Below are 24,501 nucleotides of genomic sequence, written 5' to 3' on the forward strand. Positions count from 1 at the left end.
ATCATCCGGCAACATCGCGTCCGGCATCGCCGGGGCGGGGGGAACCGCCGCCGGCCGGGAAGTGCGGGAGCCGCGCCCGGACCTCGAAGCCCCGGCCGCCCGGCCGCGGCCCGGCGGAGAAGTCCCCGCCCAGCAGCGCGGCGCGCTCGCGCATCCCGGTGATGCCGTTTCCGGGGCGGACCCCGTCCGGCGCGCCGCCGCCGTCGTCGGAGACCGAGATCTCCAGCCACCGCTCGCCGAAGACCAGGCCGACCCGGGCGTGCGCCGCCCCGCTGTGCCGGACCGCGTTGGTCAGCGCCTCCTGGACGATCCGGTAGCCGGTCGCCTCGACGTTGGGCGGCAGCCGCCGCTCCCCGGTGGCCTGCACCGACACCTCCAGCCCGGCGGTGCGGGTCTCCTCGGCCAGCGCCGCCAGGCCGTCCAGCGCGGGGGCGGGGCTGCGGGGCGCCTTCTCATCGACGGCCCGCAGCACGTCCAGCGTGGCGCGCAGCTCCTGCAGGGCCGACTTGCTGGTCCGCTTGATGGTGGCGAGCGCCTCGGCGGCGCGCTCCGGCTCGGATTCGATCAGGTAGAGCGCCGTGCCCGCCTGCACGTTGATCAGCGAGATGCTGTGCGCCACGGTGTCGTGCACCTCGCGGGCCAGCCGCAGCCGCTCGTCGGCGGCGCGGCGCAGGATCTCCTCCTCCCGGCTGCGCGCGGCGTCGGCCCGGCGCTGCTCCTGCACGTAGAGATAGTCGCGGCGCCAGCGCACCAGCTCGGCGGAGATCAGTACGACCAGCACCCAGGCGAGGACGCCGAACGCCTGGCCGATGCGGAACGCGCCCTCGTCGGTGAACTCCCAGGCGTAGACGGTGAGCCACTGCGCGATCCCCAGCGTCCAGCCCTGCCACCGCATGCCCTGCGCGACCGGGACGAACAGCGCGAGCGCGGCGCAGAGCATCAGCGGGCCGTCGGGGAAGCCGAGCGGGTAGTAGACCGTGGCGGAGGGGACCACGACCAGGCCGGTCGGCACCGGGGCGGTGCGCACCCAGAGCAGCGGCACGGTGCCGAGCAGGATCAGCGCGTAGCCGAGGAATCCGAGGTCGCTCAGGGACCGCTCGAACTGCGGGGTGTGCCACAGGTCCAGGGCGACCGTGGGCAGAGCGACGGCCGCCGCGATCACGGCGGCGATCAGGACGTCGGTCCGGGACGGACGGGGAGGCAGGCGGATCATCGCGGTTCGACGTTACGCGCCCCCGCCCCGGTCGGGGGTCCCCCAGGGGGAGGTTCCCCGGGCCGGGGCGTACTCCGCCGGGAGTACGCCCCGGCCCCGGCCGGGCCCGCGCCCCGGGACGGGGCGGCCGTCCCCGGGGCCCCGGCCGCCGGGCTACGGGGCTCCGGGCCGGCGCCGGCGGCGCTCGCCGACCGCGCGGGCGAGCGGTTCGGCCCCCATCGAGGCGAGCAGCAGCACCGCCCCGGCCGCGCCCAGCGGCGTCATCGCCTCGCCGAGGAAGGCCACCGACAGCAGCGCCGCGGTCAGCGGCTCGGCCAGCGTGCCGACGGCCGCCCCGGTGTCGGAGGCGGTCCGCAGCCCGGCGAAGTAGGCCAGGTAGGCCAGCACGGTGGGCACCGTGCCGAGGAAGGCGAGCAGGGCCAGGGTGTCGGCCCGCACCGGCACCGCGAGGCCGGTCGCGGCCCCGGCGGGGAGCAGCAGCACCGCGCCGATGAGCATGCCCAGCCCGGCGTTGGCCAGCGGCGACAGGCCCTCCACCGGCCTCCGGTTGACCAGGGTCATCGCGGAGAAGGCCAGCCCGGCGCCGAGCGCGCAGGCCAGGCCGCCGGCCAGCCGGGCGGGGGAGCCGCCGGTCCCGGGGAACCCGGCGAGCAGCGCCAGGCCCGCGACGGCCAGCAGCACCGGCACGGCCAGCCGCGCGCCGGGCCGGCTCCGGGACAGCGCGCACACGCCCGCCGCGACGAAGACCGGCACGCTGCCGATCTTGACCAGCGTGGCCAGGCCCACCGGGATCAGCGCGAGCGAGCCGAAGTAGAGCATCTGGAACACCGCGTGCAGGGCGCCGTTGACCGCCAGCCGCCGGAGCAGCGGCCGGGAGCGCGGAATCCGCCCCAGCTCCCCGGTGGCCAGGAGGAAGGCGGAGATGAGCAGGCCGGCCAGGAGCAGCCGGTAGGTCGCCGCGGCCATCGGGGCGACCCCCTGGGCCTGCAGCAGGTGCCCGGCGGGCCCGCCGGTGCCCCAGAGCACCCCGGCGAGCAGCAGCAGCGCGAACCCGCGCTGGGACGGCGCGCGGAAGGGGGCCGCGGCCTGCGCCGCGGGAAGGGAAGACGACACGAAGAGGACTCCTCCGTCGACGGGACAAGGGGTCGTCGAGGGGCGTCCGCGATCACTTGAGGAGCCCTCCGCGGCTCACCGCGGGGGGAGGACCCGGCGCCCCGGTCAGCCGACCGGAGGGGGCGTCACGAAAAGCCGTGACTCGTGCTCCATCGCTTCCTCGCACTCTTCCGCGCCCACCGCCCGCCCGACCGGGCGGGACGTGTCCGGGACACGCTACCGCGCGGACCCGTCGGATGACAGGGCGACCCCGGCTCCCCAACGGTGGACCACCGGCCCCGGACCGGTCGGCCGAGGAGGCCGCGGTGCCTCGGGCGGCACCGCCCGGGCCGGGGAGCGGGTCGGCGCCCGCGAACCCGCCCGGGGCCCTGCGGCCCCGATCCGCTCCCGAGATCCGGACGAGCCGATCCGCGGGCCGGCCGTCGCCGAGGGACCGCTCGGCCGCATCGCGGGCCGGCCGCGCAGGTGCGGGACCCGGCGCCGCGGCCGGGGAAAGGGGTCCTGCGCCCCAGCGGCGCCGATGCGCGGGCGGCGGCCCTCCGCCGTGCGGTGCCCCGTGTCCCGGCGCTGCCGGTCGGGGCTCTCCACGACCGTCGGGTGCGCGGCCGGCCGCCCGGGCCCTTCGCCCTCGCGCCGTCCCGCTTCCCCGCCGGTCTCGGCGTTGCGGCCCTGCCAGAGCCGCAACGCCAGGACCAACGCGGGAGGGAGGGGCGTGCCGGGGCGGAGCGGGCGCCTCGCGGGGCGGGCCGCGCGAGGCGCCCGCATACCCGGCAGGTTCTCAGCGGGTGAAGGCGCCCTCGGGCGGGGCGGGGGAGTCCTCGGCGGCGCCGTCGCGGACCGGTGCGGCCCCCGAGGCGAACCGCTCCAGGTCCGGGCCGCAGACGAGCCGGGCCATGTCCGGGTCGCGGTGGGCGCGGCGGCCCAGCTCGTCGACGGGCAGCGGGCGGTCCGAGGCGGCCAGGACGAGGTTGCCGAACCGGCGCCCGCGCAGCACGGAGGGCTCGGCGATCAGCGCGGTGTGCGCGAAGGCGGTGGCGGCGGTGGCCAGCTGCGCCCTGGTGTGCGCCAGGCGCCCGCCGTCGGCGACGTTGACCGCGAGCACGCCGCCGGGGCGGAGCACGCGCGCCGCGTCGGCGTGGAACTCGGCGGTGGTCAGCGCGGCCGGGGTGCGCGCACCCGCGAACACGTCGCACACGACCAGGTCGGCGGTGCCGTCCCGGCGCTCGGCCAGCCAGGTCCGGGCGTCGCCGATGCCGACCCGGATCCCGGCCCGCCGGTCCAGCGGGAGCTCCCGGCGGACCAGCTCGACCAGGCCGGCGTCGATGTCCACGGCCCGCTGCCGCGATCCCGGCCGGGTCGCGGCGATGTAGCGGGCCAGGGTCAGCGCGCCCGCGCCGAGGTGGAACGCGTCGATCGGCCGCCCGGCCGGCGCCGCGAGGTCGGCGACGTGCCCGAGCCGGCGCACGTACTCGAAGTCCAGGTGCGTCGGGTCCGCCAGGTCGACGTGCGACTGCGGCGTCCCGTCCACCACCAGCAGCCAGGAGTCCGCCCGGTCGGCGTCCCGCAGCAGCTCCGTCCGCGGCCCGTCCGCTGCCGTCTCGGCTCCCATGCCCGCCCCCTGCGCCGTCGGCGGGAGAAGGGCCGCCGGCGCCGGAGAACCCGCCGCCCCGCCCTCTCCCGCGATGATCCGCCCGGCCGGGGCGCCTCCCCGGTCCGCAACCAAAGGTACGGCCGGCGCGGCCCTGGTCGGACCGGGAGCCGGGACGATGATCTTGGCGTTGCGGGGGTACCGGAGCGCCCTGATGCCCCCGCAACTCCAAGATCATCGGGGAGGGGCGCTCCCGGTCCGGCGAGGGCGCGGCCGGCGGGGTGCGCGGGCGTCACCCCCAGGGCAGGTCGCCGTACCCGCCCCGGTAGAAGACGAGCGGGCCGCCGCCGGCCGCCCTGCCGGTGTCCAGGTGGTGCACGCGGGCGACGACGATCAGGTGGTCGCCGGCGGGGTGCTCGGCCTCGACGGAGCACTCGAGCCAGGCCGGCGCGCCGTCCAGGACGGGGGCCCCGGAGGGGGAGGGGAAGTGGCAGAGGCCGGCGAACTTGTCGCCGCCCTTCGAGGCCAGTCGGCGGCAGGCCTCCTCCTGGTCGGCGCCGAGGATGCTGACGGCGAGCCGGTCCGCCCGGCGGAGCGCGGGCCAGCTGGTGCTGGTGTGGGCGACGCAGAAGCCGACCAGCGGCGGGTCCAGCGAGACCGAGGTGAAGGAGTTGGCGGCCAGGCCCGCGGGGCGGCCGGACTCCGGGTCGCGGCAGGTGATGGCGACGACGCCGGTGGGGAAGCGGCCCAGCGCGTCGCGGAACCGGTGCCCATCGACCGGAGGGCGGTCCGGGGCGGGGCCGCGGGGCGCGGCGGAGCCGTTGGCGCGGTGCTGCGGGGCCGCCCCGGGGGGCGGGGCCTCGACGATGGTGCGGTTCGCGCATCCGGGGTTGCCGGCAGACATGGGCGTCGCCCTTCCTGTGCGGGGCCGAGTTCGTCCGGAGCGGCGGCGGCCGCTTGACCCAAGCGCTTGCTTGGTTCATCACTGTACCCGCTTTTCCGCGCCCCGTCACGGGGGCGGTCTCTTGACACCAAGCAGTTGCTTGGTATTGGGTCGGTGCGGGTCGATCGGAACCCGGGCCGCGCCCGCGCCGAGCGGGACGGGCGCGGCCCCGGGCACGGGGAAGGAGGCCGAGGCGGTGGGCGCACCCCTGCGGGACGCGGCGGCCGTGGCCGGCGTCGGATACACCCCCTTCAGCAAGGACTCCGGGGTCAGCACCACCACGCTGGCCTGCGAGGCGATCCTCGCGGCGCTGGACGACGCCGGGCTGGCCCCCGAGGACGTCGACGGGATCGCCACCCACCGGGTCGGCGACTCCAGCCCGCCCTGGGTGGTGGCGCCCGCCCTCGGCATCGAGGACCAGGGCTGGTACCTGGACCAGTTCGGCGGCGGCAGCGTCTCGCACGCGGTGCTCGGCCAGGCCGCCATGGCCATCGCCGCCGGCGTCGCCGAGACCGTCGTCTGCTACCGCGCGATCAACGCCCGGTCGGAGTTCCGGATGGGCGGCCAGGGCCGGCCCCCGGCGGGCGCCTTCGACCTGCAGTACCAGGCGCCCTACGGGCTGCTCGCGCCGGTGCAGCACTACGCGCTGCTGGCCCGCGCGCACATGCTGGCCTACGGCACCTCCCACGAGCACCTCGGCGCGGTCGCCGTCGGCCAGCGGGAGAAGGCGGCCGGCAACCCGCGCGCGCTCAAGCGGGACCCGATCACCATGGAGGACTACCTGGCCTCCCGGTGGATCGCCGAGCCGTTCCGGCTGCTGGACTGCTGCCTGGAGACCGACGGCGCCTGCGCCCTGGTGCTGACCTCCGCCGAGCGCGCCCGGGACCTGCGCCGGCCCCCGGTGAACATCACCGGTGCGGCCTGGGGCGGAGGGCACTCCTCCTACTCGGGGGCGGGGGCCGGCGGGATCGGCGCGGACACGACCACCTCGGCCGCCGCCCGGCTGGCGCCGCGGCTGTACGCGATGGCCGGCCTCGGCCCGGCCGACGTCGACGTCGCCGAGCTCTACGACTGCTTCACCTGGACCGTCCTGGTGCAGCTGGAGGACTACGGGTTCTGCGCCAAGGGCGAGGGCGGCCCGTACGCGGCCTCCGGCGCGCTGCGGACCGGAGGGGAGCTCCCGGTCAACACGCACGGCGGCTTCCTCTCCGAGGGGTACGTGCACGGCATCAACCACGCGGCCGAGGCGGTCCAGCAGCTGCGCGGCGAGGCGGGCGGGCGCCAGGTCCCCGGGGCGGAGGTCGCGCTCTCCACCGCGCAGCCGGGGTACGTGCTGGCCGGGACCTCGGCGCTGCTGCTGACGGCCGCCCGCTGAACGGCGGAGCGCGCGGGCCGCCCCCGGCGGTAGGAGAGAGGAGAGGCCATGACCGAACCGGCACGCCCCCGGCCCGGCGCGGACCGGGACTCCGCTGGCTGGTGGGAGCTGGTGCGCGGGCACCGGCTCACGGTGCAGGGCTGCACCGGCTGCGGGCTGCTCCGCTTCCCCGCGCGGGAGTTCTGCCCGGCCTGCCGCTCGCGGTCGTGGGAGTGGCGGGACTCCGCCGGGACCGGGCGGGTCGCCGCCTGGACCGTCACCCACCGGCCGTTCCACCCCGCGTTCGCCGCCGAGACGCCCTACACGGTGCTCCGCGTCGCCCTGGACGACGGCCCGGGGCTGCACTGCTGGGGCCGGCTCGCCGGCGCCGGCCCCGAGGTGCTCGCCGCCGGCCTGCCGGTCGAGGCGGTCTTCACCGACGCGGAGCCCGGCCTGACCCTGGTGGACTGGCGCCCGGCGGCGGCACCGCGCTGACGGCGCGCCCCCGGGTCACCCGGCCGGGTCCCCCTCGGCCAGGCGGCGCAGGCGCACCTTGTCGATCTTGCCGTTGGCGTTGGCGGGCAGCGAGTCGGCCAGCACCACCCGGCGGGGGACCTTGTAGTTGGACATGTTCCGCTCGGCCCAGGAGGCGATCTCGGCCGGGGAGGCGCCGGAGCCGGGGGCGGGGACGACGAACGCGCAGCCGACCTCGCCCAGGCGCGGGTCGGGCACCGGGACCACCGCGGCCCGCGCGACCGCGGGGTGCCGCATCAGCAGGGACTCGATCTCGGCGGGGTAGGCGTTGAACCCGCCGACGATGAACATGTCCTTCTTCCGGTCCACCACCGACAGGTTCCCCTCCCGGTCGAGGACGCCGATGTCGCCGGTGCGCAGCCGGCCGCGCCCGTCGACCGCCTCGGCGGTGCGCTCCGGGTCGCCCCAGTAGCCGAGCATCACCCCGTGCCCGCCGACCAGGATCTCGCCGCGCTCACCGGGCGGCAGCGGCGCCCCGCTCTCCCCGACGACCTCGACGGTGACCCCGGGCATGGCGCGGCCGGCGCTCCCGGCGATGGTCTCCACCGGGTCGCCCGCCCTGGTCATCGAGACCACGGTGCCCTCGATCAGCCCGTAGGCGTTGACCATCCGGCGGACCACCCGCTCGTCGAGGAGGCGGCGCACCAGCTCCGGGGGGACCGAGGCCGCCCCGCAGATGCCGACCCGCAGCGAGGGCGCGGTCCGGCCGGAGGCCGCCAGGCCCTCCAGGATCCCCTGGAACAGGGTGGGCGGCCCGGCGAGGACGCCGACCCCCTCCTCGGTGATCAGGTCCAGCAGCGCACCGGGGTCGAAGACCGGCACCGGCAGCAGCACCGCCGCCCGCATCACCCCCGCCAGCAGCCCCGCGTTGACCCCGAAGCCGTGCGAGAACGGCGCGATCACCGGGTAGCGGTCGCCCTCGCCCAGCGTCACCACCTCGGCCCAGTCCCAGTAGCCGCGGAGCAGCTGGCCGTGCGGGATCATCACGCCCTTGGGCGCCCCGGTCGTCCCGGAGGTCGCCAGGATCTCGGCCAGGTCCCCCGGGCCCACCGCCAGCGCGCGCTCCTCGGCCGCGGCGGCGGGGACCCGCCCGCCTCCGGCCAGGAACTCCTCGAAGGAGCGGGTCCCGGCGCGCCGCGCCGCGGGGTCGCCCGGTCCGGCGTCGAGCAGCACCGCCCGGTCGAGGCCGGGCAGCCCGGCGAACGGGCGCCCGTCCGCGGGCGGCCCCTCGGCCCCTTCGATCAGCCGCACGAACGAGGTGTCCAGGAAGTGCTCGGTGCAGAGCAGCAGCCGGGCCCCGGTGCGGCGCAGCAGGTCGGCGGCCTCCAGGCCCTTGAACCGGGTGGAGAGCGGGACCAGGACCGCCCCGGCGTCCCACACCCCGAAGGCGGCGGCCGCCCACTGCGGGGTGTTCGGGCCGAGCAGGGCGACCCGGTCGCCGGGGCGTACCCCGGCGGCGATCAGCGCGCGCGCGGTCCGCCGCGCCCCTTCGGCGAGGCCGGCCGCGGTGGTCCGCTCGGAGCCGGAGGCGAGCAGCACACCCTCGGGGCGGGACCGGGCCCGGGACCGGAGCATGCGGGGGATGGACGTCCACCCGGGCGGCAGGGGCGCGAACCCGGGCTCGGGGGCGGGGCGGGGGCTGCTCTGCTGCATCGCGGATCCTCTCTGCGGGCCGGGACCCGCACGGAAGGGGGGAAACCGGGGAGGAGGCGGAAGAGGAGGCGGCAGGGGAGGGAGGGAAGGGGAAGCGGAGGGCGGTACCGGCCGCCGGCCACCGGGAGCGTGGTGAAGGCCCGGTGCAGAGGAACCACCGGAGCCGAGCGGCCCGGGGAGCGACGCCCGCCCCGGCCGGTGGAACGCGGGCGACCCCTTCGAGAGCGGGAGGCCGGACCGGGCGCCTGCCGGGGACCGAAGCCGGTTCCCGGCGGCGCCTGAGCTCCGCCGGGTCGGGTGCCTTCCGAGCGGGCCGCACCGGGTCGGAGCCGGAGGCCGCGCGCGGTCCCGGGCGCTTCGCCGGTAAAGGTTGCGGGTACGGCTTCCGGGCCTGCTGCAGGCGGGGTTCCAGGGGCCGCGGCCCCGCCGGCTGCGGCGTGCCCGCCGCATACCGGGTCGGGCGCTTCCGGGCGGGCCGCACCGGGTCGGGGCCGGAGGTCGCGCGCGGTCCCCGGACCCGGCCGCAGAGGCGGCGGGCGGCACCCGGTACGCCTCCAGGGCCCGCTGCAGGCAGGGGCCCGGATGGGCGCCTCTCGGCCCTCCCGGTGCATCCCCATCGGCCGGGAACGCGGCCCGCCGGGGGCCGCCGACCGGGGCCCGTGCGGGCCGTGCGGGCCGCTCGGAAGGGAGCCGCGGGGCGGTGCCCCCGGCCTCCGGGTTTCCGCGGCGCCCGTGCCCGGGGCGGGGCGGCCGCCCCGCCCCCCGCGTTCCGGTCGGTGGCGGGTGCGCCGCGGGAGGCCGGGCCGCGTCCGTGGTGCGGCGGGGAGGGTCACAGGGCGCCGCGGTCGCGGCCCAGGTGGTGGCCGCGCTCGTCGGTGAGCGAGCCGGAGGCGGGGCCGGGCGGCAGGTCCGGGCCGGCGGCGCCGGTGACCACGTCGATGTGGACCGGGGTGGCGGCGAGCAGGGCCTGCTCGATCCGCTTGGTCCACATCGGGTTGCCCACCAGGGACTCCCGGATGAAGGAGACGTGCAGGGCCGCGGTGTCCAGGGTGCCCGGGCGGGACACCCGCAGCTCCCAGGAGCCGATGCCGTCGATCGGCGCCAGCGCCCGCTCCAGCCGGGGGAGCGAGATCCGGCGCCCCCGGACCAGCACCCCGTCGCCCACGGTGTACCCCGGCAGCGGGACCAGGTCGGCGCCCTCGGCCGCCTCGGCGGCGAATCCGGTGCGCACCGCGGCCCCCTCCAGCGCCGAATGCCACAGCGGCCGGGTGACCAGCTCGGCCGTGCCCGCCGGGTAGGGGGCCCGCAGCACCTCGTCCTTGGCCGGCGGGGCCAGCTCCACCAGGCCCGGCCGGGGCTGGTGCAGCCCGCCGCCGGAGCCGTCCCGGCAGGCCACCGGCACCTGGAGCAGCGGGTCGACGAACAGGTCGGCCACCTCGGCGTCGAACTCCGCCGCCAGCTGCCGGCGGCTGTGCTCCCCGGTGATCTCCCCGGCCAGCAGGATCCGGCGCAGCCCCAGGTCGAGCGGGTCCACCAGGAACTCCGCGTGCATCCGGGCCAGCAGGTCCAGCGCGCCGGTCGGGGTTGCGACCAGCACCGTGGCGGCCAGCGACTCCAGCGCCCGGTGCAGCCGCATCCGCCCGCGCGGCCCCAGCGAGGCCGCGGAGGCGCCCGCGGCGGCCGCCGCCTCCGCCACCAGGGGGCCGGTCTGCTCGCCGTCGCCGTTGAGGGCGACCGCCACCCGGTCGCCGGGTCCGACGCCGGCCCGGGCCAGCACCGCGGCGCCCACCTCCACCGCGGCGGCGCGGTCGGCCGCGGTCAGCGGGACGGCGCTCTCCGCGTCCGGCGAGACCAGCAGTACCTCCCCCGGCCCCCCGGCCCCGGCGGGCGGGGCGGGGAAGGGGGCGTCGGCGCGGATCCACGCCGGTTCCGGCACCCGGCTCATCCCGGGACCACCTCCTGCTTGAAGAGCTTGATCGAGTTGCAGACGTGCTCGTGGGCGAGTCCGCCGACCTGGGCCTGGAGCAGCAGGTCGGTGGCGCCCGCCTCGCGGATCCGCTCGACCGCGGCGCGGGAGCCGGCCACGTCGTCGATGACCACCATGCGGTGCCGGCCCAGTACCTCCAGCGCCTCCTCCGGGGGCATGCCGGCGGCCAGCTGGCCGAGCACCCGGTGGGTGGCGTGCCGGGCGTCGTAGTAGTCCGGCGGGGTGACCAGGTTGACCTGGCGGCGGATGTACCAGAGCACCGCGTCGGAGGCGGTCTGCACCGCCTCGTCCCGGGTGGGCGCCACGTGCCAGGGGATCATCAGCGCGACCCGGCGGGTGTCCGGGTCGAAGCCGTGCTCGGCCAGGGTGCGCTTGTAGGCGGCGATGTCCTCGGCGACGTCGTCCAGCCCCTTGAGCATGGTCATGCCGAGCAGGTTGTAGCCGCGGCGCGCCGCCGCCAGGTACCCCTCCAGGCTGGTGGAGGCCACCCACACCGGGGGGTGCGGCTCCTGGGTCGGGCGGGGGTAGACCGAGACGCCGGGCACCTGGAAGTAGGGGCTGTCGATGGTGACCGGGGAGCCGTCGGCCCGCCAGATCTCCAGCACCGCCTCCAGCGATTCCTCCCAGATCCGCCGGGACTGCTCGAAGGGGCGCTGGAAGGCCTGGTACTCCAGCGGGGAGGCGCCGCGGCCGGTGCCGAACTCGACCCGGCCGCCGGAGAGCACGTCCAGGGTGGCCACCCGCTCCGCGGTGCGGATCGGCGGCTGGAACGGCAGCAGCACCACCCCCAGGCCGAGCCGGAGGCGGCGGGTGCGCTGGGAGATCGCGGCGAGGATCAGGTCGGGGGCGGAGGAGTGCGAGAAGCCCCGGGTGAAGTGGTGCTCCACGAACCAGGCGGCCTCGTAGCCGAGTTCGTCGGCCAGTTCGGCCTGGGCCAGCACGTTGTCGAAGGCGCGCCGCTCGACCTCGCGGGTGCGGCCCCGGACCTCGACTTCGTACCCCAGGCTGACTCGTAGGGACGGCATGGCGCCTCCGGTCTTCGACGGTCACGAGCAACCAAGCGAACGCTTGGTAGCGTATCAGTGCGGTACCGGACCGACAACGAATCCGGAGCGCGCCGCCGCCGGGGAGGGCGCCGATGTTTACCCGGACCCGGCCGGCTCGCAGCCCGGACACCCGCTCCCGCCCGCCCGGCCCGCCTTCTTCGCCCAACCGTTACCGGGGGTTCCGTCCCCGGGAGCCGTGCCATCGTCATGCGCCGTCAGCGTGTGCGGGACGCGCACCGCGATGAGCAACGGCACTGGAGGAATCAATGCGAGGCAGGTTGAGGCGGGCCCTGGCGGCCGCCGCGGCCGCCGCCGCCGTCCTGGCCGGGGCGGCCGCCCCGGCGCAGGCCGAGCCGGCGGGCACCCTGGCCCTGGCCGGCCCGGTGGCCCAGGGCGAGGCCGCGAAGTTCGGCTACGGCACCCCCGACCCGCACGGCGCCAACTGGATCGGCGTCTACCACCGGGGCGAGGGGCCGGTCGAGGAGGAGTACACCGAGCCCTCCCTGGCCTGGGCCTACGCGCCCGAGGCCGAAGGGGAGGCCGAAGTGGACACCGCCGCGCTGCGCGCCGGCGACTACACCGCCTACCTCCTGGCCCGGGACGGCTACGAGTGGCTGGCCGAGCCGGTCGACTTCACCGTCACCGACGACCGCCCGGTCTCCTTCCCCGCCGACGAGATCACCCTGCGCAACGGGCGCGAGGGCGACGCCTACCAGGCCTCCGTCGGCGGGCTCGCCTCCGGCGGCGGAGAGCCGGAGTTCAGCAAGGCCTCCGGCCCGGAGTGGGCCGAGGTGGCCGCGGACGGCACCGTCACCGGCACCCCCGACCAGGGCGGCGCCGACGCCGAGGTGGTCGTCGAAGCGGCCGGCGCGGACGGCTCCACCGACCGGATCACCGCCGTCGTCCCGGTCCGCGAGGAGAAGGAGCCGCTGGTCGGCGAGCTCGACGTGATGAGCTACAACACCTGGCACGCCGGCACGCAGGTCGACGGGTACCACGAGAAGCAGCTCCGCTACCTCGCGGAGAGCGGCCCCGACATCGTCGGCCTGCAGGAGACCGAGGGCGAGGCGGCCGAGCGGCTGGCCGGCGCGCTCGGCTGGTACCACTGGCAGTCCCCCGGCAGCCTCGGCGTGATCAGCAAGTACCCGATCACCGAGGAGCGCGGCGAGGTCAACGCCTCGGGCAGCGTCAAGATCGCGCTGGACGGCGAGGAGTCCGAGGTCGCGGTCTGGAACGTCCACCTCGGCTACACCCCCTACGGCCCCTACGACGCCTGCGACGCGGGCATGCCGGTGGACCGCATCCTGGAGCGCGAGGCCGAGTCCGGGCGCACCCCGCAGATCGAGGACACCGTCGCCGCGATGGAGGAGGACATCGCCGCCGCCGGCGACGTTCCGGTGCTGCTGCTCGGGGACTTCAACTCGCCGTCCCACCTGGACTGGACCGAGGCCAACCGGGAGAAGAACTGCGGCTACGCCGACGTGCCCTGGCCCGCCTCCACGGTGCCCGCCGGCGCCGGCCTGACCGACTCCTTCCGCGAGGCCCACCCCGACCCGGTGGCCGAGCCCGGCACCACCTGGTCCCCGCTGTTCCCCCGCCGGGACGGCGCCACCGGGGTGAAGGAGCCCCAGGACCGGATCGACTTCGTCTACTACGCCGGGGACCTGGAGGTCCGCGGCTCCGAGGCGCTGGTCGCCGGAGACCCGCAGGTCTACCCGGACCACGCCGGCAACGAGTGGACCTCCGACCACGCGGCGGTGATGACCGCCTTCGCGCTGGACGGCTGACCCCCGCCCGCCGTCCGGCTGCGGGCGGCACAGCGGAGCGCTAGCCTGGAACCCCTCTGACCACCAGGCTTGCCCTGACGCATCACCAACCGAGGAGTGGCCGTGCTGCTGCGGATGTCGACCCTGTTCCTGCGCACCCTGCGCGAGGACCCAGCGGACGCAGAGGTGCCGAGCCACAAGCTGCTGGTCCGCGGCGGCTACGTGCGCCGCGCCGCCCCCGGCGTCTACAGCTGGCTGCCGCTCGGCAAGCTGGTCCTGGAGAACGTCGCCGGCGTCGTCCGCGAGGAGATGAACCGGATCGGCGGCCAGGAGGTGCTGCTGCCCGCGCTGCTGCCCCGCGAGTACTACGAGGCCACCGGCCGGTGGACCGAGTACGGCGACACCCTGTTCCGGCTCACCGACCGGAAGGGCGCCGACTACCTGCTCGCCCCCACCCACGAGGAGGTCTTCACCCTCCTGGTCAAGGGCGAGTACTCCTCCTACAAGGACTTCCCGGTCATCCTCTACCAGATCCAGGAGAAGTTCCGGGACGAGGCCCGCCCCCGGGCCGGCGTGCTGCGCGGCCGCGAGTTCCACATGAAGGACTCCTACTCCTTCGACATCGACGACGAGGGCCTGCAGCGCTCCTACGCCAAGCACCGCGACGCCTACGTCCGCACCTTCGACCGGCTCGGCCTGCGCTACGTCATCGTCTCGGCGACCTCCGGCGCGATGGGCGGCTCAGCCTCCGAGGAGTTCCTCGCCGAGACCCCGAACGGCGAGGACACCTTCGTCCGCAGCACCGAGTCGGACTACGCGGCCAACGTCGAGGCGGTCAAGGTCCCCGCGCCGCCCGCGCGGCCGATCGAGGGCCTGCCCGAGGCGGCCGTGCACCACACCCCGGACACCCCCACCATCGAGACCCTGGTCGACCACCTCAACGGGGCCGGCCTGGGCCGCACCTTCACCGCCGCCGACACCCTGAAGAACGTCCTGGTCAAGGTCAGGCGGCCGGGGGAGGAGGAGTGGGAGGTCATCGGCATCGGCGTGCCCGGCGACCGCGAGGTCGACGTGAAGCGCCTGGAGGCCGCCCTGGAGCCCGCCGAGGTCGCCCTCCTCGAAGAGGCCGACTTCGCCGCCCGCCCCTACCTGGTCAAGGGCTACGTCGGCCCGGCCGCGCTGCAGGGCAACAAGCTCGCCTACTACGCCGACCCGCGCATCGTGGCCGGCACCGCCTGGGTCACCGGCGCGGACAAGGCCGACCACCACGTGGTGGACCTGGTCTGCGGCCGCGACTTCACCCCCGACGGCGTGCTCGACGTCGCCGACGTGCGCGACGGCGACCCCTCCCCGGACGGCAAGGGCACGCTCTACACCGCGCGCGGCATCGAGATCGGCCACGTCTTCCAGCTGGGCCGCAAGTACGCCGACGCCTTCGAGGTGGACGCGCTCGGCCCGGACGGCAAGCCCAAGCGGATCACCATGGGCTCCTACGGTGTCGGAGTCTCCCGCCTGGTCGCCTCCATCGTCGAGCAGTCGCACGACGGCAAGGGCATCGTCTGGCCGCGCGCCGTGGCCCCCGCCGACGTGCACGTGGTCGCCACCGGCAAGGGCGAGCAGATCGAGGTCGCGCTGCGGCTGGCCGAGGAGCTGGAGGGCAAGGGCGTCCGCGTCCTGGTCGACGACCGCAAGGGCGTCTCCCCGGGCGTGAAGTTCACCGACGCCGAGCTGCTCGGCGTGCCCACCGCCCTCATCGTCGGCAAGGGCCTGGCCGACGGCGTCCTGGAGCTCCGCGACCGCCGCACCGGCGACCGCGAGGAGGTCTCCCTGGACTCCGCCGTCGCCAAGGTCACCGCCATCGTCGAGGCCGACGAGAAGGACTGACGCGACGTCTTGGAGGGCGCTCCGCCGCACCTGCGGGGGAGCGCCCTCCGCCGTAGAATCGGGGCGGCTCCCGGCCGGTCGCAAGAAGATAACGCCCGTTGTTTCCCCAGGTCATTCGCTCTGAGTCCCGCGCACGCGGGAATGGACCGGGATAATGGCACGCATGACGATCTACACCGTGCTGAGTCCCGCGCACGCGGGAATGGACCGGCCTTGCGGTCGGTGCGGACCCTGGCGGGCGGCTGAGTCCCGCGCACGCGGGAATGGACCGGTGCAGCGACCATGGTGTACACCCCCCGGCCCCTGAGTCCCGCGCACGCGGGAATGGACCGACGAGGAGGAGGACGAGGCCGACGCGGAGGTTCTGAGTCCCGCGCACGCGGGAATGGACCGGGCCGCTACCCCGCCCGCCGGACCGTCGAGGCCTGAGTCCCGCGCACGCGGGACCACCGCCCCAGGGCGGTCAGTCGCCCTCGTTCTCCTCTGCTGCGGTGGGGGAGGGCGAGGGTGCCGCCTTCTCCGGGTAGCCGGGGAAGGCCGGGAGGTCGCCGCCCCATTCCAGGGAGCGGGCGACGGCAGCCTGGAGGGCGCTCGCGGCGAGTTCGCGGAGGGTTCCGCTGCCGGAGGCGGCGCCGGCCAGTTGGAGGGCGCTCTGCGCGGCGGTCTCCTCCAGGGAGCGGGCGTAGCCGCGCAGCTCCTCGGGGTCGTCCGAGTCGGGGAGCGGGTAGGCGGCCTCGGTCGGGGCCGGGTCGGCCTTGCGGGCGACCAGCTCCTCGCGGAAGGTGTCCCGCTGGGCCCGGTGGGCGTCCATGAACCGGCCGGCCCGGTCGCGGTCGCCGCCCTCGGAGCGGGCGCCGATGTAGGTGTAGCCGTAGACGGCGGCGTGCGCGGCGCGCAGCGCGTCCTGCAGGGCGGAGACCTCGCCCGGCCCCTCGTCGGCCGAGGCCGACGGGGAGGACCCGGACGGGGAGCGGGGCGGTGTCGCTGTCACGAGGCCTCCTCGGCGAGCAGGTGGGCATGGCCGATCTCGCAGGCGCCGACCGAGGCGAGCAGCTGGGCCAGCGCCGGCTCCAGCACCTGGGCGCACTCGCGGGCGCGGCCCACCGCGGCGGCCTCCTCGAGGCTCTGCAGGTCCGCGGTGGACGGGGGCTCCTCGGGGACCGGTTCGGGGGAGGGCGACGGGCCGCCGTCGCCGCCCCGCTCCGCGTCCTCCGCCCCCTCCTCCGCCGCGGAGTCCTCGGGCAGCCGGTCGCGGAGCGCGGCCAAATGCTCCTCGTGGTGGGCGAGGAAGGACTCCAGCAGCTCCGCCGGGCCCTCGCCGGCCCCGACCGCGGCGCGGTACCGGGCGATGAGCCGCTCCTTGGCGGCGACGGCGCCGCGCAGGATCCGCTCGTCCTGGCCGACCTCGCTGGGGTACCAGCGGACGCCGCAGCCGGCCGCGCCCGCGGCCGCCGCCGCGGCGAGGGCCCCGAGCAGGGCGGCGCGCCGGGTGACCGCGGTGCCGCCGGAGCGGGAGCCTGCGCGGCGGGAGGGGCCGTCCCCTTCGACCGACTCGCCCAACCTCGTCCTCCTCCTCAGGTCACCGCGGGATGCGGTTCCATCTTTCCATGCACGGGCGCCCCTCCCGCGCACGCGCGGACCCGCGAAGACGCGTGGAACCCCCGCTCCATCGGGGATCGCGCGCCCTTCGCTGCGCGGATTGCCTGGGGAGGCCGCGATTGTGGATACCCTTGGACACGAACCGCGGTCGCAGCGACGCGCGGACGACTTTCATGCACAGCTGGACCGCCCCGGACATCCGTCTGCGGAGCCGGGCGGAATTCCCCGGAGAGAGGAATACGGATGGGGGCGCAGGCTCGCCAGGACCGCTTGGCCGCCGTGCTTGAGCCGGTGCTGGCCGAGGCAGGCCTGGAGCTGGAGGCCGTCGAGGTCGTCCCGGCCGGCAAGCGGCGGCTGCTGCGCGTGGTGGTGGACTCCGAGAACGGGGTCGACCTGGACGCCGTCGGCGAGGTGAGCCAGCTGGTCTCGACCGCTCTGGACGCCTCCGACGCGATGGGCAAGGCCCCCTACGTCCTCGAAGTGACCTCCCCCGGTGTGGACCGGCCGCTGACCCTGGCCCGGCACTGGCGGCGCTCGCGCGGGCGGCTCGTCTCGGTCCGGCTCGCCGAAGGCGGCGAGGTCACCGGCCGGGTACTGGACGCCGACGAGTCGGGCGTCTCCCTGAGCGTCGACGACGCGACGGTCGAGTACGGCTACGCCGACATCGAACGGGCCAAGGTCCAGGTGGAGTTCCGCCGCCCCGCCGACGACGACACCGCCGCGGCGGACTAGAGGGGGAGCCCCGTGGATATCGATATGAGTGTCCTGCGCAGCCTGGAGCGCGAGAAGGACATCTCGGTTGACCTCGTCGTCAAGGCGATCGAGGACGCCCTGCTGATCGCCTACCACCGGCAGGAGGGCACCGAGTCCTCGGCCCGGGTCGAACTGGACCGCGGCAGCGGCCACGTCACGGTCTGGGCGAGCGAGACCGACGAGGAGACCGGCGCCGTCCGCGAGTACGACGCGACCCCGAGCGGGTTCGGCCGGATCGCCACCTCCACCGCCAAGCAGGTCATCCTGCAGCGGTTGCGCGACGCGGAGGACGAGCTGACCCTCGGCGAGTTCGCCGGCCGCGAGTACGAGATCGTCTCCGGCATCATCCAGCAGGGCAAGGACCCGCGGAACGTCCTGGTCGACCTGGGCCGGCTGGAGGCGATCCTGCCCCCGCAGGAGCAGGTCCCCGGCGAGGACTACAACCACGGCGAGCGGCTGCGCGCCTACGTCGTGCAGGTGCGCAAGGGCCACCGCGGCCCCTCGGTCACCCTCTCCCGCACCCACCCCAACCTGGTGCGCAAGCTCTTCGAGCTGGAGGTGCCCGAGATCGCCGACGGCACCGTGGAGATCGCCGCGATCGCCCGGGAGGCCGGCCACCGCACCAAGATGGCGGTCAAGTCCAACAAGACCGGGGTCAACGCCAAGGGGGCCTGCATCGGCCCGCTGGGCAGCCGGGTCCGCAACGTGATGGCCGAGCTCAACGGGGAGAAGATCGACATCGTCGACCACTCCGACGACCCGGCCGTGTTCGTCGGCAACGCGCTGTCCCCCGCCCGGGTGAACCGGGTGGAGGTGCTGGACGCGGCGGCCAAGGTCGCCCGGGTCACCGTGCCCGACTACCAGCAGTCCCTGGCCATCGGCAAGGAGGGGCAGAACGCCCGGCTCGCCGCCCGGCTCACCGGGTGGCGGATCGACATCCGCTCCGACGCACCCGAGGGCGACGAGGACGGCGGCGGACGGGCCGATGCCCCGGCGCGCTAGACTCGGAGGGGCCGGAGGGCACCAGCCGGTCCGCACCTGCATCGGGTGCCGGTCCCGGGCGGAGCAGTCCGATCTGCTGCGGCTGGTCGCCGACGGCCTGCTGGTCCTCCCCGACCCGCGCCGCCGTGCGCCGGGTCGGGGCGCCTACCTCCACCCCGATCCGGAGTGCCTGCGGGCGGCCGAGAAGCGGCGGCCCTGGCCGCGCGCGTTCCGGGCGCCGGGGCGGTACGACGCCTCGCGGGTGGCGGCCTACTTCGCGGAGTAATGCGCGTTGGAGTAGGCCGCGGTCTAGGGATAGGGTTGGAATGATCCAGCCGAGAGCGCGGTTGTAACGACCGTGCGCCGGCCGGTCTTGTCGTGCCGGAAGATCCGGCGAACTGACCCATTGTTGTGTAGCGACGAGGAAGCGGGTCGAGATTGCGATGAGCGCTCGATGAGTACGCAGCGATGAGTACGTCAAGCTAGCGACGGTCCGGCACAAGCCCATGTCCCGGACCGAAGTAGAGGAGAGCAGTGGCGAAGGTCCGGGTATACGAGCTTGCCAAGGAGCTCGGAGTCGAGAGCAAGGTCGTCATGGCCAAGCTCCAGGAGTTGGGCGAATTCGTCCGATCGGCGTCCTCGACGATAGAGGCTCCGGTCGTGCGGAAGCTCACCGACGAGCTCAAGCCGGGCTCTGCGGGTAAGAAGGGCGGCTCCGGCAAGCCGTCCGCGCAGGAGTCCAAGCCGCGCGAGCGCGGCGCGTCCACGCCGGGCGGGGAGGCCAAGTCGGCCCCCAAGCCCGGTCCGAAGCCGGGTCCCCGCCCCGCCCCGCGCACCGGCGCGGCCGGCGGCGGTGCCCCCAGCGCCCCCAGCGGCAGCGCCCCCGAGGGCCCCGCGGGCGGCGCTCCCAAGCCCGGTCCGAAGCCGGGCCCCCGTCCCGCGACGCCCAAGCCGGGGCAGCCGCAGGGCGGTCGCAGCGACCGCGGTGAGCGTCCTGAGCGCGGCGAGCGCCAGGAGCGCGGTGAGCGTCCTGAGCGCGGCGAGCGCGGCCGCGGTGAGCGCGGTCCGAAGCCGGGGCCCCGCCCCGCCGGCCCGCGTCCGGGCAACAACCCGTTCTCGACCCAGGCCACCGGCATGGGCGCCAAGCCCGGACCGCGTCCGGGCGGCGGCGCTCCGCGCCCCGGCGGCGGTGCCCCGCGTCCCGGCCAGGGCGCTCCCCGTCCCGGCGGCGGCGGCGCTCCGCGTCCGGGCGGCGGCGCTCCCCGTCCCGGCGGCGGCGCCCCGCGTCCGCAGGCCCCGCGCCCCGGCGGCGCTCCGGGCGCCGGCGGTCCGCGGCCCAAGCCGGGCCCGCCCGCAGGCGGCGGCGCTCCGCGTCCGGGCGGTCCGCGCCCCAGCCCGATGAACATGCCCTCCTCCCGGCCGACCCCGCCCGCGGGCGCCGGCCGCGGCGGTGGCCGCCCGGGTGGCGGCGGCGGTCGTCCCGGTGGCGGCGGTGGCCGTCCGGGCGGCGGCGGCCCGCGTCCCGGCGGCGGTGGCGGCGGCTTCGGCGGCCCGCGTCCGGGCGGCTTCGGCGGCCGTCCCGGTGGCGGCGGCCGCGGCCGCGGCGGTACGGCCGGAGCCTTCGGGCGCCCCGGCGGCCCGCGCGGACGCTCCCGCAAGTCGAAGAAGGCGCGCCGTCAAGAGTTCAACGAGATGGGGGCGCCGTCCTTCGGCGGCGTGAAGATCCCCAGCGGCAACGGGCAGACCATCCGGCTGTCCCGCGGCGCCTCGCTGTCGGACTTCGGCGACAAGATCGGGGTCAACCCGGCCTCCCTGGTCCAGGTGATGATGCACCTGGGCGAGATGGTCACCGCGACCCAGTCGCTGCCCGACGAGACGCTGCAGCTGCTCGGCGAGGAGCTCAAGTACAACGTCTCCGTCGTCAGCCCGGAGGACGAGGACCGCGAGCTGCTGGAGTCCTTCTCCATCGAGTTCGGCGAGGACTCCGGCACCGACGAGGACCTGCGTCCGCGTCCGCCGGTGGTCACCGTGATGGGCCACGTCGACCACGGTAAGACGAAGCTGCTGGACACCGTCCGGAACAGCAACGTCGCCAGCGGCGAGGCCGGCGGGATCACCCAGCACATCGGCGCCTACCAGGTGTCCACCACGGTCGACGGTGAAGAGCGCAGGATCACCTTCATCGACACCCCGGGCCACGAGGCGTTCACCGCCATGCGTGCCCGCGGTGCCCAGGCCACCGACATCGCGGTGCTGGTGGTCGCGGCCGACGACGGCGTGAAGCCGCAGACGGCCGAGGCCATCGACCACGCCAAGGCGGCCGAGGTGCCGATCGTGGTCGCGGTCAACAAGATCGACGTCGAGGGCGCCGACCCGCAGCGCGTCCGGGCCCAGCTCACCGAGTACGGCCTGGTCGCCGAGGAGTACGGCGGCGACGTGCAGTTCGTCGACATCTCCGCGCTGCGCGGGGAGAACATCGACGCCCTGCTGGAGTCGATCGTGCTGACCTCCGACGCGGCGCTGGACCTGCGCGCCAACCCGGCGATGGAGGCCCAGGGCCTCGCGATCGAGGCCTACCTCGACCGCGGCCGCGGCTCCATGGCCACGGTCCTGGTGCAGCGGGGCACGCTCAACGTCGGCGACTCGATCGTCTGCGGCGACGCTTACGGCCGCGTCCGCGCCATGCTCGACGAGCACGGCGAGAACGTGTACCACGCCGAGCCGTCCCGGCCGGTGCAGGTGCTGGGCCTGACCAACGTGCCCAGCGCCGGCGACAACTTCCTGGTCGTCAAGGACGACCGGGTCGCCCGCCAGATCGCCAACCAGCGCGAGGCGCGCGAGCGCTTCGCCCAGCAGGCGAAGGCGGCGCGCCGGGTCACCCTGGACAACTGGCAGAAGACCCTGGAGGAGGGCGCTCGGACCGAGCTCGCCCTGCTCATCAAGGGCGACATGTCCGGTTCCGTGGAGGCCCTGGAGGAGTCGCTGCTCAAGATCGACGCGGGCGGCGACGAGGTCGACATCCGCATCGTCGGCCGCGGCGTCGGCGCGATCACGCAGAACGACATCAACCTGGCGGCGACGTCCGAGGCCATCATCATCGGCTTCAACGTCCGGCCGGAGGGCAAGAACAGCGAGCTCGCCGACCGGATGGGCGTGGACATCCGCTACTACTCGGTCATCTACCAGGCGATCGATGAGGTCGAGGCGGCGGTCAAGGGCCTGCTCAAGCCGATCTACGAAGAGGTCCAGCTGGGCACCGCGGAGATCCGCGAGATCTTCAAGGTCCCCAAGATCGGCAACGTGGCGGGTTCGATCGTCCGCAGCGGCATCGTCCGGCGCAACGCCAAGGCGCGGCTCATCCGCGACGGGGTGGTCGTCTCCGACAACCTCACCGTGGAGTCCCTGCGCCGGTTCAAGGACGACGCCACCGAGGTCCGCGAGGGCTACGAGTGCGGTATCGGCCTCGGCCACAACGACCTGCGCCTCGAGGACATCATCGAGACCTACGAGATGCAGGAGAAGCCGCGCGACTGACGCGGTGGCAGGAAGCCAGGCAGTATCCCGGGGGTCCGGCCGCACGGCCGGGCCCCCGGGCTCCCCGGATCCTCTCCCCGGCCCGCCGCTCCGTCATGCGGCACACGATGACATCCAGACCAAGCAACGGCCGCCGCACCGCGCGGAGCGGCGCCTACATCGGGTCGCTGACCCTGGACATCCTGCTCGGCGACGTCCGGTCGCTGAAGCAGAAGCGCTCGGTGGTGCGCCCGATCGTCGCCGAACTCCAGCGGAGGTTCTCCGTCTCCGTCGCGGAGACGGGGGAGCACGACCTCTACCGCAGGGCCGAGATCGGCATCGCGGTGGTGGCCTCCACGGCGGCCCACTGCACCGAGGTGCTCGACACCTGCGAGCGGTTGGTGGCGGGGCGGCCCGAGATCGAGCTGCTCTCCGCCAGGCGGCGGCTCTTCAGCCCAGAGGAAGATTGAGGACCATGGTCGACGCCGCACGAGCGCGCAAGCTCGCCGACCGAATCCAGCGCATCGTCGCGGAGATGCTGGAGCGCCGGATCAAGGACCCCCGCCTGGGGTTCGTGACCGTGACCGACGCCCGGCTCACCAACGACCTGCGCGAGGCGACCGTCTACTACACGGTCTTCGGCACCGACGAGGAGAAGGCCGGCACCGCCGCCGCCCTGGAGAGCGCCAAGGGCGTGATCCGCTCCGAGGTCGGCCGGCAGACCGGGCTCCGGCACACCCCCAGCCTCGCCTTCGAGCGGGACGAGGTGCAGGACAACGCCCAGCACATCGAGGAGCTGCTCGCCGAGGCGCGCAGGTCCGACGCGGAGGTGGCGCGCACCGCCGCCGGTGCCAGCCACGCCGGGGAGGCCGACCCCTACAAGACCCCGCGCGACGAGGACGAAGAGGGCGCGGAGTGACCCGGAGCCCCGGCCCCGACGGCGTCGTGGTCGTCGACAAGCCGGCCGACTGGACCTCGCACGACGTCGTCGCGCGGGTCCGGCGGCTGGCCGGCACCCGCAAGGTCGGCCACGCCGGGACGCTCGACCCGATGGCCACCGGGGTGCTGGTGCTCGGCCTCGGCCGGGCCACCCGGCTGCTGGGCCACCTCACCCTGACCGAGAAGGCCTACGAGGGCACCATCCGGCTCGGCGAGACCACCGACACCGACGACGCCCAGGGCGGCTGCACCGGCCGCACCGACGCGTCCGGTGTCGGGCAGGCGGCGCTGCTGGCCGGCGCCGCCGCGCTGACCGGGGAGATCGAGCAGATCCCCCCGCAGGTCAGCGCGGTCAAGGTGAACGGCAAGCGGGCCTACAAGTCCGCCCGGGAGGGCGAGACCGTCGAGCTCAAGGCGCGCCCGGTCACCGTCTCCGAGTTCACCGTGCTGGACGTCCGGCACGGCGAGCGGACGGTCGACGCCGACGTGCGGGTCGTCTGCTCCAGCGGCACCTACATCCGGTCGCTCGCCCGGGACCTGGGGGCCGCGCTGGGGGTGGGCGGCCACCTCACCGCGCTGCGCCGCACCCGGGTGGGCCCCTACGGCATCGAGCAGGCCGCCACCCTGGAGCGGCTGGCCGAGGAGTTCACCGCGCTGCCGCTCTCCCAGGCGGTTGCGGCGGCGTTCCCGGTGCGGGTGCTGGACGCCGAGGAGGCGCGCCGGGTCGCCCACGGCGGCCGCATCGCGGCGGGCAGCCTGGGGCCGGGCCCGATCGGGCTGTTCGCACCGGACGGCTCGGTGGTGGCGCTGGCCGAGGAGAAGGCCGGGCAGAGCAGGCCGATCGTGGTGTTCGCGGGCGGATGAGCGCGCGGGCCGCGCGGCGGGGCGCCCCGGGGGCCGGGGCGCGGTCGGAGGGAGTTCGACGTGCAGGATGAGGCCGGAGCGGACGGCGGCGTCCGCGGGCTGATCGAAGAGGGCCGGGTGGAAGAGGCCGCCGCGGCCCTGGGCCGCCCGCACCGGGTGGAGGGCGTCGTGGTGCACGGCGCCGCCCGGGGCCGGGAGCTGCTCGGGTTCCCGACCGCCAACCTGGACGTGGTGCACGGCACCGCGGTGCCCGCCGACGGCGTCTACGCCGGCCGGCTGCTGCTCACCGACGCCCCGGAGGGCGGCGGGGAGCAGAGCTGGCCCGCGGCGGTCTCGGTGGGCACCAACCCCACCTTCGACGGCGGGCACCGCACCGTCGAGGCCTACGCCCTGGACCGCGACGACCTGGAGCTCTACGGCCGCAAGATGGCGGTGGAGTTCGCGCACCGGATCCGCGGACAGCGCCGCTTCGCCGACGTCCGGGAGCTCATCGACGCGATGACCGCCGACGTCGCCCGGGCGCGCGAGCTGATGGCCTGACCGGCCGGCGCCGGCCGCGGGCCGGGCCCGGACGGTGGGAATGTGGGTTAGACTCGGTGGGGCGACCGGGCTGATCAGCCCTGCCCTTCCCGCGTCGGCGCCGGTGCCGGAAGGCCGCCCGGTCCGCGGGCCGGGGCGCCGAGGCGCCGCCCGCGACCGGACCACCCGCAGACGGTGACTGCTCGTACGCGCGGTCACCGCGGCTGCGCGCCGCCCCGGTCCCGCCGGGAG

Annotated in this window: 21 protein-coding genes and 1 CRISPR repeat array; of the genes, 12 read left to right on the top strand and 9 right to left on the bottom strand. The window is 75.8% G+C overall.

Features of this window, described 5'->3' with window-relative positions; translation table 11 throughout:
* Position 1: 1 nt before the first annotated feature.
* The 4 genes from J0910_RS09485 to J0910_RS09500 form a co-directional block, all read right to left on the bottom strand.
* Positions 2-1,213: a sensor histidine kinase gene (locus J0910_RS09485; protein ID WP_420158157.1), complete on the bottom strand. Its 1,212-nt coding sequence runs from the start codon at positions 1,211-1,213 to the stop codon at positions 2-4.
* Between the two features lie 153 nt (positions 1,214-1,366).
* On the bottom strand, positions 1,367-2,326 hold the full coding sequence (locus tag J0910_RS09490; RefSeq protein WP_420158158.1) for a DMT family transporter: 960 nt from the start codon (positions 2,324-2,326) through the stop codon (positions 1,367-1,369).
* 778 nt (positions 2,327-3,104) lie between these two features.
* Positions 3,105-3,935 (bottom strand): spermidine synthase, encoded by an 831-nt coding sequence (locus J0910_RS09495; RefSeq protein WP_420158159.1) that lies wholly within the window; start codon positions 3,933-3,935, stop codon positions 3,105-3,107.
* A gap of 271 nt (positions 3,936-4,206) precedes the next feature.
* On the bottom strand, positions 4,207-4,818 hold the full coding sequence (locus J0910_RS09500; protein ID WP_420158160.1) for a flavin reductase family protein: 612 nt from the start codon (positions 4,816-4,818) through the stop codon (positions 4,207-4,209).
* Positions 4,819-5,053: 235 nt separating this feature from the next.
* Here J0910_RS09500 and J0910_RS09505 point away from each other — a divergent pair, with 235 nt between their 5' ends.
* Both J0910_RS09505 and J0910_RS09510 read left to right on the top strand, forming a co-directional pair.
* A complete protein-coding gene (locus J0910_RS09505; RefSeq protein ID WP_420158161.1) occupies positions 5,054-6,232 on the top strand; it encodes a thiolase C-terminal domain-containing protein in 1,179 nt (392 codons plus the stop codon).
* Between the two features lie 48 nt (positions 6,233-6,280).
* A complete protein-coding gene (locus J0910_RS09510; protein WP_420158162.1) occupies positions 6,281-6,706 on the top strand; it encodes a Zn-ribbon domain-containing OB-fold protein in 426 nt (141 codons plus the stop codon).
* Positions 6,707-6,721: 15 nt separating this feature from the next.
* On the opposite strand, the gene J0910_RS09515 is transcribed toward J0910_RS09510, so the two are convergent.
* The 3 genes from J0910_RS09515 to J0910_RS09525 form a co-directional block, all read right to left on the bottom strand.
* Positions 6,722-8,398: an AMP-binding protein gene (locus J0910_RS09515; protein WP_420158163.1), complete on the bottom strand. Its 1,677-nt coding sequence runs from the start codon at positions 8,396-8,398 to the stop codon at positions 6,722-6,724.
* 829 nt (positions 8,399-9,227) lie between these two features.
* A complete protein-coding gene (locus J0910_RS09520) occupies positions 9,228-10,343 on the bottom strand; it encodes a phenylacetate--CoA ligase family protein (protein WP_420158164.1) in 1,116 nt (371 codons plus the stop codon).
* On the bottom strand, positions 10,340-11,410 hold the full coding sequence (locus J0910_RS09525; RefSeq protein WP_420158165.1) for an LLM class flavin-dependent oxidoreductase: 1,071 nt from the start codon (positions 11,408-11,410) through the stop codon (positions 10,340-10,342). Before J0910_RS09525 ends, J0910_RS09520 begins: the two co-directional genes overlap by 4 nt.
* A 287-nt stretch (positions 11,411-11,697) precedes the next feature.
* Here J0910_RS09525 and J0910_RS09530 point away from each other — a divergent pair, with 287 nt between their 5' ends.
* On the top strand, positions 11,698-13,218 hold the full coding sequence (locus tag J0910_RS09530) for an endonuclease/exonuclease/phosphatase family protein (protein ID WP_420158166.1): 1,521 nt from the start codon (positions 11,698-11,700) through the stop codon (positions 13,216-13,218).
* 102 nt (positions 13,219-13,320) lie between these two features.
* Complete coding sequence (locus J0910_RS09535; protein WP_420158167.1) at positions 13,321-15,081, top strand: proline--tRNA ligase; 1,761 nt, start codon at positions 13,321-13,323, stop codon at positions 15,079-15,081.
* Positions 15,082-15,201: 120 nt separating this feature from the next.
* A CRISPR array of direct repeats spans positions 15,202-15,474; the repeat unit is 29 nt; unit sequence CTGAGTCCCGCGCACGCGGGAATGGACCG.
* Between the two features lie 70 nt (positions 15,475-15,544).
* Here J0910_RS09535 and J0910_RS09540 read toward each other — a convergent pair.
* Together J0910_RS09540 and J0910_RS09545 are read right to left on the bottom strand one after the other, a co-directional pair.
* On the bottom strand, positions 15,545-16,072 hold the full coding sequence (locus J0910_RS09540; protein ID WP_420158168.1) for a ferritin-like domain-containing protein: 528 nt from the start codon (positions 16,070-16,072) through the stop codon (positions 15,545-15,547).
* Positions 16,069-16,641, bottom strand: coding sequence for a hypothetical protein (locus J0910_RS09545; protein WP_420158169.1), 573 nt, complete (start codon positions 16,639-16,641; stop codon positions 16,069-16,071). Before J0910_RS09545 ends, J0910_RS09540 begins: the two co-directional genes overlap by 4 nt.
* Before the next feature lie 282 nt (positions 16,642-16,923).
* Between J0910_RS09545 and rimP the strand changes: the two genes are divergently transcribed.
* From rimP to J0910_RS09585, 8 genes are all read left to right on the top strand, one after another.
* Complete coding sequence (gene rimP / locus J0910_RS09550) at positions 16,924-17,412, top strand: ribosome maturation factor RimP (RefSeq protein WP_420158170.1); 489 nt, start codon at positions 16,924-16,926, stop codon at positions 17,410-17,412.
* A 24-nt stretch (positions 17,413-17,436) separates the two neighbouring features.
* Positions 17,437-18,435 (top strand): transcription termination factor NusA, encoded by a 999-nt coding sequence (nusA, locus tag J0910_RS09555; protein ID WP_420161930.1) that lies wholly within the window; start codon positions 17,437-17,439, stop codon positions 18,433-18,435.
* Entirely contained in the window at positions 18,419-18,700 is a 282-nt protein-coding gene (locus J0910_RS09560; protein ID WP_420158171.1) for a YlxR family protein, read from the top strand. Before nusA ends, J0910_RS09560 begins: the two co-directional genes overlap by 17 nt.
* Before the next feature lie 248 nt (positions 18,701-18,948).
* Positions 18,949-21,948, top strand: coding sequence for a translation initiation factor IF-2 (gene infB / locus J0910_RS09565; RefSeq protein ID WP_420158172.1), 3,000 nt, complete (start codon positions 18,949-18,951; stop codon positions 21,946-21,948).
* A gap of 107 nt (positions 21,949-22,055) precedes the next feature.
* Positions 22,056-22,397, top strand: coding sequence for a DUF503 domain-containing protein (locus J0910_RS09570; RefSeq protein ID WP_420158173.1), 342 nt, complete (start codon positions 22,056-22,058; stop codon positions 22,395-22,397).
* Positions 22,398-22,402: 5 nt separating this feature from the next.
* Positions 22,403-22,846, top strand: a complete 444-nt coding sequence (rbfA, locus tag J0910_RS09575; RefSeq protein ID WP_420158174.1) for a 30S ribosome-binding factor RbfA — start codon at positions 22,403-22,405, stop codon at positions 22,844-22,846.
* A complete protein-coding gene (truB, locus tag J0910_RS09580; RefSeq protein WP_420158175.1) occupies positions 22,843-23,730 on the top strand; it encodes a tRNA pseudouridine(55) synthase TruB in 888 nt (295 codons plus the stop codon). The genes rbfA and truB overlap by 4 nt, the downstream gene beginning before the upstream one ends.
* Before the next feature lie 60 nt (positions 23,731-23,790).
* The gene (locus J0910_RS09585) at positions 23,791-24,270 is read left to right on the top strand and encodes a riboflavin kinase (RefSeq protein WP_420158176.1); all 480 of its coding nucleotides are present in this window, start codon (positions 23,791-23,793) and stop codon (positions 24,268-24,270) included.
* Positions 24,271-24,501 lie beyond the last annotated feature (231 nt).

Source organism: Nocardiopsis oceanisediminis, from assembly GCF_048595525.1.
Taxonomy (GTDB): domain Bacteria; phylum Actinomycetota; class Actinomycetes; order Streptosporangiales; family Streptosporangiaceae; genus Nocardiopsis_A; species Nocardiopsis_A oceanisediminis.